This window comes from Thermogemmatispora sp., assembly GCF_019683635.1.
GTDB lineage: Bacteria > Chloroflexota > Ktedonobacteria > Ktedonobacterales > Ktedonobacteraceae > Thermogemmatispora.
This window is the reverse complement of record NZ_JADGIA010000200.1, coordinates 1-9169: the sequence shown is the minus strand read 5'-3', so window position 1 is coordinate 9169 and position 9169 is coordinate 1. Positions and strand designations below refer to the sequence as shown.

Sequence of the window (9169 nt, the reverse complement as noted above, 5' to 3'; positions counted from 1 at the left end):
GTATTATTCTCTAATTCATCTTATCATTGTTCAAGAGATAGAGAGACCAGGCTCCGCTATTCTCAGGTAGATCCTCACTATGCCCAGCTAGCCTGATGCCTGGCCTGTACTATGAACGAGCATTCAATACGTACTGGCACCAGAAGCCACAGCCTCTCTACAGAATCGGCCTGCATTCCCAGCAGGGCCAGAGCTGTCATGAAATACTGCCTTGCTTCTATTTGATCCCGTAGGATATCGATCAGTGCGGAGACCTCGCTTAGAGTTTAGAAAAGATGAACCTCATCTGTCAATTTGAATATAAGGAAAATGGGGGCTGTGATCAATGTTAACAGATTTTTAATGCACTGCTGCTAGAGGTATAGAACCGGGGACAGGGCGGCTTCAGGTGAGAGCGCGCGTGAGCGATGGCAAAGCGGTGCAAAACAATAACTGGGAGATAGGGGGGGCCTGCTTTTTGACCGGCCTGACGGCGTAGCTTGGAATCACTATGGCTGTTCAGTCACAGCAGCTGTAATGCGACGGGCAATGCTCACAAGCGTTTGCTCCTGAGCTGCAGGAGGCAGAATAGCAAGCGGCTTCTGAGGATCAAGAGCTGGCTGGAAGCAATGCAGCTCACTTTCCTCAAAGAGACAGGGGCTGACAATGATGGGGATAATTAAAGTGCCGCCAAGACGGGCGCGCTCCAAGAGCTTCGGCAGCTGATTGTTCTGGATAAACTCGGACGCTAGAAAATCGGCACTGACCAGCACAATGGCCACACCCGCGCGCAAGATGGCGTCCTCCAGCGTCTGCTCCCAGCGGCTGCCAGCACTGATCAGCGTATCGTCCCACAGATCGAACACTCCCTTCTGTTCAAGGGGAGCCAGATGAATACGCAGACGCTCCAACCACCGTTTATCTTGACGGGCATAGCAAATAAAGATTTGCCGCCTGCTTGGTGCAGGGCGTTTGCCGACCTTGCGAGCCAGCTCCTCCAAATTGCAGTGGCGTAGATAGAAAATAAGGGTCGGATCTTCCGCCAGCAACACGCCAACTGTGGGATCACAGAAGAGATGATACGCCAGAGGGGGATAGGAGGCGATCGCCTGAGACCAGCTTTCCTTGAAGAAGCGCTCCAGATCGCGGGCGCGTCCTGGCTCCTGCTGCTGGAGCAAGGAAAGCCAGAGGACTCCCTCGCGGTTCTGCCTCAGCTCTTCCAGCAAAGTGAGACTGGTCTGATCATAAGGCCCGCCAGCAATAGCGAATTGCTTGACGGCGAGATCAAATTTCACCTCCAGCGTGCCCATCAGATCCTGAACGGCCTTATCAAACTGATGCCGGATGGCAACTTGCGATGGCTGCGTCTGAAGAACATTATTTTCCACGCAGAGATAGTAGCAGAGGAATTGCGTCAGAATAAAGCTTCCGTCGACCAACCGAAGAATATCCTCCTTGCGCTCAAACATCACGTTGAGAGCCTGCTCTCCCTGCCTGATCAGTTGCAGAATCTCCTCATCGCTGGCGCGGCCCATCTTAAAGCGATCGAAGCGCATAGCCGTATCGAAAGCGACGGCACTGACGAAGCTCTGGCCCGTGCCCGGAATACCAATGATCACAAGCTTACGGTCTGTGGGCTGTGTATCCGCCAGCAGCTTCAAATAATCGACCAGCTCCTGGCGCAGGTCAGGCTCCAGGCGGTGGAAGTCATCGATAATCACCACACCGCGATGCCACTCTGAGAGAGAGCGTAGCCGCTCGCGGTCAGCGGGCGCGCGGGCGCTCAAGAAAGTGATCGTCGGTCGCTCTGCTCTAAGTATCTCTTCCTCTCCGAGTTGCTGGACGGCTTTTTGCACCGCCGTGGTCTTGCCGATGCCCGAAGGCCCCTCGATGACCACGCTGCGCCCTGGCTCAACAAGAGCTAGCTTCAGCTGCTCGAAGATGGAAGGCGGCACAAAGGTCACTGTGGGCAGACCCGTACGCTTAAAGACCTCATCCAGGCGGTAGCTCGTGGGAAGCAGCTCTGGTGCTGCCAGTCCGCGTGTCCTGCTCTCCGAAGAAGCAGCTGGTGAGGAGGGCGAAAGGCGTCGTCGATTCTGAAGCTCTCTGCAGGTCAGGAGGACCTCATGAAGGATTTCCAGTAGCGCCCGCTCTCTGGCAATTTCTTCGCTCAGCGCGCGCCCATCGCGTGGGAGCAGTTGCAAAGAAGCGAGCGGTGTTCTCTCAAGCGAGATAGGCCGGGCAAGAATGGGGAACAGCTGTAACTCACCCCGTCGCGCGCGCTCTAATCCTAGCGAGATGGCTCTTGTGTAGATCGGCGATGCCAGCAGGTCGGGACTGATCAACAGCAGGAGCACATCGGCGGACTCGATATGCCTAAGTAACTCCGCCTCCATGTGAGCACCGGGCCGTAGATCTGTGGATGTGCGGAGAACGGCGCCCAGCAAGAACTCTAAGTAGTTCATAAATGGGAGAAGCAGGTAGAGAAGACGATGATCCTCGCGAGCGCAGATTATAAAAATAAAGATAGTGGCTTGACGGTCAGGCTGCTCCGTTCTATCCATCGATAACTGGCTCCCTTCTCGCGTCTCCCGGTGGCCGATGCTGATGTGCGCGCTCGCGGCTGTGCTGACCTGCCTTAAGCGTGCCGCTGACCGGGATTAGATATTATCCAACTGAGTGATTTTCCACTCGTTATCGATCTGCGTCAGCTGCAGGTACACATCATAGGCCAGGCCGCTGGAACGGGTGACATGCACGACAACTGTTGCCGTACCTCCAATTGTACTGCTGCTTGTGATCGAATAGCTGGTTACAGGCCCATTCTGCTGATCGAGAGCCTGGGCTATCAGCACAAAGCTCCCCTGTGTTACGCTAATCCGCTTCCCCTGGATAGTCAGCGTATCGGTCAACAGGTAGGAATAAGCCTGCTGATAATCTTGCTGCTTAATAGCCGAGTAGTAGTCATTCACGGTTGAATCAGCATTTGTCTTAAGAGCCGCGATGAAACCCACCAAGGCGCAGCCGCCGCAAGCAAGCACAATGACCCCGGCGATAATGGCCAGGGTAATCCAGAGCCAGCGTAAAGATTGGCGTGGCGGCTGCACTGAGGGTATCCCATACCGACCGACACTGGGAGGAACAGAAGCCACCTCTGGGTAGACTGGTGGTGGCGGTGGAGTCACGTATGGCGATCCATACTGCGTCGGGCCGGCGTACTGCGTTGGCTCATAGCCTCCCGGAACAGACGGTGGCGGTGGCGGTGGAGTCTCATCTCCTTCCTTTCCTGCAGGCTGGAACCCGTGACTATAACCGCCCTGCGGCTGGTGAGGATCATAGCCCATGTCAGTTCGCTCCTTTGGCTCGGCTCTCTAACGGACAATGTAGGCGGGACTGCGGAAATCAGTCTCACCTGCCTCTCTGGCTTTGCACGAGCACAAGACAGTCAAAGGTTTCTTTCCCCGTTTCTAAAAAGGAAACGTATCTACACGTAGAAATTTGCCTCTGTCTACCATCGCCCAAGTGGCTTGATCAGCGTGGGCAGATCAGATCAGCGCCCGAAAAAGGGGAGTGGCAGAGTCTCTTGACCGGCGCTTGTGAGCAAGTTATGCTCATAAACAATGGAGCGACGTTCTTTTGGCCTTTGAAGAAAGGACTTCAGGCATGGTCGACAAACAGACTGCTCCCGAACTCTTCCGCCCGCCGTTGGGCTATCCCGAAGCTCCTTATGATACCCTCGTCCGAGCCGTGGCAGAGCGGCAACCCGAGCGGCCCGCCATTATCTATCACAACCTCAGCCTGACTTACTGCGAAGTCATCGCCATGACCAATAGCCTGGCCAACGGCCTCCGTGCTCTGGGCCTGGGCAAAGGGGACATCATCTGTCTCTTCACCTTCAACCGACCCGAATACACCATCGCCTTCCTGGCGGCCTCCTCCATTGGCGCCGTCATCAGCCCGATGAACCCCTCCTACAAGGAACGGGAAATCGCCTACCAGCTAGAGAACAGCGAAGCGCGCGCCATCCTGGTCCAACGTGAGCTTGTGCCCATACTCATAAGCGTCCTGCAAGGGCAGACCTTCCCGGCGCTGCGCCATATCATCGTCACCGGGTCCCAGGTGCCTGAAGCGCTGCCGCAAGCTGTCCCTTTCGCTCGTCTGCTACGCGAATCCTCGCCGCGCCGGCCTGCACCTGTTGACCTGGCTCCAGATGACCTGCTGGCCCTCCCCTATTCATCGGGCACCACCGGCCTGCCACGCGGCGTCATGCTCTCACACCGCAATCTCGTCTGCAACCATCTCCAGGTGGTGACCGCGGCCAACCTCTCGCCTGCCGATGCCACCCTGATCTTTCTCCCCCTCTACCACATCTACGGCGTCCTGCTGACCGGTACCTTTCTCATCGCCGGCGGCAGGCAGATCCTCATGGAACGCTTCGAACTGGATACAGCCCTGGCCCTCTGCGAACAGCAGGCCGTCACCTGGTTCTTTGCCGTTCCGCCGATTGTCCAGACACTCCTCAACGCCAGCGACGAGCAACTTGCCAGGTTGAGGACAGTCAAATACCTGATGTCCGCTGCTGCCCCCTTAGCACCCGAGCTGGCGATCCGGCTGCGCGAGCGCACCGGCATCAACGTCATCCAGGCTTATGGCCTGACCGAAACCTCGCCCGATACCCACTTCTCCCCACTTGATCCCGCGCGCATTCGCCCAGCCAGCGGCGGCCTGCCGGTCTATGACACTGAACAGAAAATCGTCGATATTGAGACTGGAGAGCGCGAGCTGCCTGTCGGCGAGGATGGCGAGATTGTCGTGCGCGGCCCCCAGGTCATGCTTGGTTACTGGAAAGACCCGGCTGAGACGGCGCGTGTCCTGCGCAACGGCTGGCTCTACACCGGCGATATCGGCCACATCGATGCTGACGGCTACCTCTACATCGTTGATCGCAAGAAGGAGATGATCAAGTACAAAGCCTTCAGCATTGCCCCTGCCGAGATCGAGGCCGTCCTGCTGGAGCATCCTGCTGTTCTCGATGCTGCCGTCATTGGGGTCGATGATCCTGAAGCCGGAGAGATTCCCAAGGCCTTTGTTGTCCTTCGCCCCGGCCAGACGGCCACGCCCGAGGAGCTGATGGCCTTTGTCAACAGCAAGGTAGCGGGCTACAAAAAACTGCATCTGGTCGAATTCATCGAAGCTATACCGCGCGTGCCCTCGGGCAAGATCCTGCGCCGTCAACTCAAAGAGCGTGAGCGTGCGCGTCGCCTCACCAACACCGAGGGACCCGTTGTTTAGAGCGCCAGAGGGTCAGGTCAGCTAGCTGGGCGTGTTCTCCAACCGGGCGCCTTCAACAGCACCCAGCGCGAGCAGGGCCTGTTTCTCCAGGGCGCTCAGGCCCTGCACTCCCTGGATGTTCATCCCTTCATAGGGGCGCGGCAGGCTAAGAATGCGCTCCAGGCGCCCGGTTGCGGCCTCCCAGAGGCGGATCTCTCCCTCATTGCCGCCGCTGGCAAGCAGGGAACCTGCCTCAGCCGGTGCAAAGCCCAGTGCGCGCACCATATACTCGTGGCCACTCCTTAGCACATGGTGCAGCCTGCCATTGCTCTGCCAGAGGCAGAGCCTCAGATCATCACCACTGCTTGCCAGCCACTGACCATCGTCGCTAAAAGCAAGGCAGCGCACCCGTCCGCGATGGCCCTGGAGACGTTGCGGGGGTGCCTCGCCCTCGATCTCCCAGAGCAGCACCTGACTATCCTCGGCTCCGCTGGCCAGCAAACGACCATCGGGGCTGAAAGCCAGCGTGCGCACCGGGCGGCTGTGGCCCATCAGCGTACGCACGCAGCTGCCGCTATTGACGTCCCAGAGGCGCAAAAGCGTATCGTCACCCCCGCTGACGAGCAAGCAACGGCCTCCCTCTTTCCCCGGCCTGAAGGCCAAAGCCCGAATCCAGCAGCCGGCTCGCAGCTCATGCACCATCTGGCCGCTGGCCAGATCCCACAGGCGCACAATCTCATCCTCGCTGCCGCTGGCCAGCCAGTGGCCGTCAGGGCTGAAAGCCAGGCTGTGCACCCAGTCGCGATGACCAGCGAATTGCCGTTGCACCTGGCCCTCGGGCATCGACCAGAGCCAGATCACCTCATCCTGGCCGCCGCTGGCCAGCCATTGCCCGTCGGGACTGAAAGCCAGGCTCAGTGGTTCATGCCGCGACTTGTGGAGCAGCTTCAACAGATGTCCGCTGCTCCAGTCCCAGATAGCGATTCCTTCTCCCTCATAGGCTGCCGCCAGCCAGCGACCCACGGGATCAAAAGCCAGCGACCGAATGCGGCGCGTATAGCCATGCAGGCGCGTTAGCACATGTCTCTTAGCCCAGTCCCATAGACAGATCGTCTGATCATCACCGCCGCTCACCAGCCAGGACCGCCTGCTCTCAGGGTGGAAGCTGACCGTACGCACGCCATGAGTATGACCCGCCAGCGTAGCAACCTGCTCTCCCGTCTGCGTCCGCCAGAGGCGAACGGTCGTGTCCTCGCTGCCGCTGGCCAGCCACTGGCCGTCAGGACTAAAAGCCACCGCCCAGACACGATTCGCATGGCCGCGCAAAACGGCACGTTCCTCCCCGCTGGCTACCTTCCACAAGCGCACTGTGCCGTCGTCGCTGCCGCTGGCCAGCACCATTCCAGCAGCCCCAAAGGCCAGCGAACGTACCTGATCGTGGTGTCCCTGCAACACATATAAAGGCTGCTCCCAGCCTGGCAGGTGCCAGATCCGCAGCGTGCCCGCGCCGTCGCCGCTAGCCAGCCACTGGCCATCAGGACTCAACGCGACCGCCCAGATTCGCCCCTGATGCCCCTCCAGCGTGCGCAGGCACTGCCCGGTTTCCAGGTCCCAGAGGCGCAAAGTCTGATCATCACTCCCGCTCACCAACAGGCGATCGTCAGGGCTGAGCGCCAGGGCCCGCACCCGATTGGTATGCCCCTCCAGCACACTCAGACAGCGACCAGTCTCCAGGTCCCAGAGACGCAGCGTCCGGTCATCGCTGCCGCTGACCAGCCGTCGCCCATCATGGGTAAAGCCCAGGGCCCATACCCCGTCAGCATGGCCTTCCAGCTGCTGGAGCAAATGCTCGCAATCGCCATCATAGAGACGGATCTCGCCGCTCGCCGTTCCCACAGCCAGCCGCTGCCCGTCGGGGCTAAAAGCGCTGGCCAGAACATTGGTCAGGGTACTCTGAAAAACCGTCGCCACGAAGTGCGCGAAGGCGAAATTCACCTCTTGCAGGCGTGCCCGCTGCAGGTAAGCCTGGCGAATCGTCAGCCTTGAGAAATCAAACTCGCGCAGATCCCACTGCAGATAAATCAGCAACTGAAGCACGTTGCCAGCAAGATAGCCACCATGCGGGTAGCGCGCCTGCCGCTCTCGTTCGAGCGCTCGCTTGAGCCGCTCCTTAAGAGCCGTCTGGCCCAGCTCGCTGCAGACCATCTCGGCCAGCGGGGCCAGGAGCATGCGCATCTGGCTCTCGCGCACATAGGCACGTGCCTGCGCTTTCACAAAAGCGAACTGTTCCCAGGTCAGGAACGTCTCCTGCAAGCAATCCTGACAGGCGCGGCGCACCAGCTCATCCTGGATATATTCCATGATCACTGGTTGCAAGGTAAACTGCCCTTGCTCTTGAACCTCGATCAGCGAACGGCGGCGCAACGAATCCAGCGTCTCGATCAGCTCCCGCTGAGCCTCTGGTCGCAGCAGATCAGCTCGCAGCTCTTCCAGAGTAACCGCCTCCTGCTCAATCGCCAACCACGAGAGCACCTCATGTTCGCGCGGCGCCAGACGCCGCAGCTGCTCCTCCAATACCTCACGAATATCGCCGAAGGCGGCCTGGTTTGCGGCGAGGAAGGCCGCAATCTGGCCAGCAAACAACTCGCGGATCGTCTCCGCCACCAGGCGCAGCGCCAAAGGATTCCCCCCATAGCGGCGCAGCAAGCTGGCCACCTCTTCCGCGCTGCCGAAGATGCCCTTTTCCTCAAGAATAGCTCGCCCGGCCTCGCCACTGAGACCCTGCAAGGTCAGTGAGCGCACCGGACTGCTCTGGCCCTTCAAACGCTCAACCTCGCGCAACTTCTCGCGGCTCGTCACCAGAATCACACTTTGATGCGCCTCACTGCCCAGGCGCTCTAGCAAGCGACCATAGACCTCGTACTCGGGGCGATAGGCGCCGGCCCGCTGGCCACTTTGCAGGAGGGCATCGAAATTATCGAGTACCAGCAAGCAGCGGCTCTGGCGTAACAGCTCCATCAAGAGCGAGAGCTGCTCCTCCACTGACGAAGGTGGGGCACTCAGCTGCTGATTGGAAAAGAAGAGCAACCAGTCCTTCAGCACCTGACTCAGCGGCGGCGCGCTGCGCAACGAGCACCAGTAGCCATACTCAATCTCTGCTTCCACCTGCTCAACCAGGCGCGCGACCAGCGTCGTCTTCCCGATGCCCCCGAGGCCACAGACCGCAATCAGGCGGCATTCTGCAAACCATTGGCGCAACGTCTGTAACTCTTGCGTGCGCCCGAAGAAGTGGACAGGGGCAGGCTTCGCCCCCCACTGCGTGCGGGGCTGCTCGATAAGCCCTAGCTCTTCAGGACTCTTCTCCAGCACCTCGCACAGTTTCCGCAACAGAGCGGGACGGGGCAGGCCATCACCAGTCTCCCAGCGCTGCACTGTCTTCTTGTCCGAACCGATGAGCGCGGCAAGATCCTCCTGTGACCAGCCCCGACGCTGTCGCTCACGCCTGAGCTGCTGATGAAATGTGATTCGAAGCATGGCAAGCTCCCCTCTCGTCTCAAACCTGGCGGCTTCTCGCTTATCCCATTGTCAGAGCGTAGCTTCAATTGAGACCTGGCTCCTTCCTTCTCTTCTGCGCCTCCGACTCACTACGAATGCTCTCCTCTCTTGCGCGGGCCATTGAGGCTCTGTCTCCCTGGCGGCCTCAGAATGTCCGGCCAATAGCCCCTAAGAGGGACTGAAATGTCTCCGGTTTTGGATTTCTCTGCGACCTTTTTCCAGCTATCTTTTATCTCAGTACAGAAACACATCCAATACATCTCGATAGATAAAAATTTGTATTGATCGAAATTCTCTTTTAGTTATACAGGCAAGCGAGGAGCACTCACTCTTGCTTGCCGGGAGGAGAAGGACAGATGGGCAG

4 protein-coding genes are annotated in these 9169 nt (G+C 59.0%); 1 reads left to right on the top strand and 3 read right to left on the bottom strand.

Going from position 1 to position 9169, the window contains the following annotated elements; translation table 11 throughout:
* Nucleotides 1-488 precede the first annotated feature (488 nt).
* Together IRZ31_RS17635 and IRZ31_RS17630 are read right to left on the bottom strand one after the other, a co-directional pair.
* Nucleotides 489-2543: a TIR domain-containing protein gene (locus tag IRZ31_RS17635; RefSeq protein WP_297156046.1), complete on the bottom strand. Its 2055-nt coding sequence runs from the start codon at nt 2541-2543 to the stop codon at nt 489-491.
* 96 nt (nt 2544-2639) lie between these two features.
* On the bottom strand, nt 2640-3323 hold the full coding sequence (locus IRZ31_RS17630; protein ID WP_297156044.1) for a DUF4878 domain-containing protein: 684 nt from the start codon (nt 3321-3323) through the stop codon (nt 2640-2642).
* Between the two features lie 319 nt (nt 3324-3642).
* Between IRZ31_RS17630 and IRZ31_RS17625 the strand changes: the two genes are divergently transcribed.
* Nucleotides 3643-5271: an acyl--CoA ligase gene (locus IRZ31_RS17625; protein WP_297156042.1), complete on the top strand. Its 1629-nt coding sequence runs from the start codon at nt 3643-3645 to the stop codon at nt 5269-5271.
* Nucleotides 5272-5292: 21 nt separating this feature from the next.
* On the opposite strand, the gene IRZ31_RS17620 is transcribed toward IRZ31_RS17625, so the two are convergent.
* The gene (locus tag IRZ31_RS17620) at nt 5293-8784 is read right to left on the bottom strand and encodes a helix-turn-helix domain-containing protein (RefSeq protein ID WP_297156040.1); all 3492 of its coding nucleotides are present in this window, start codon (nt 8782-8784) and stop codon (nt 5293-5295) included.
* Between the last annotated feature and the right edge of the window lie 385 nt (nt 8785-9169).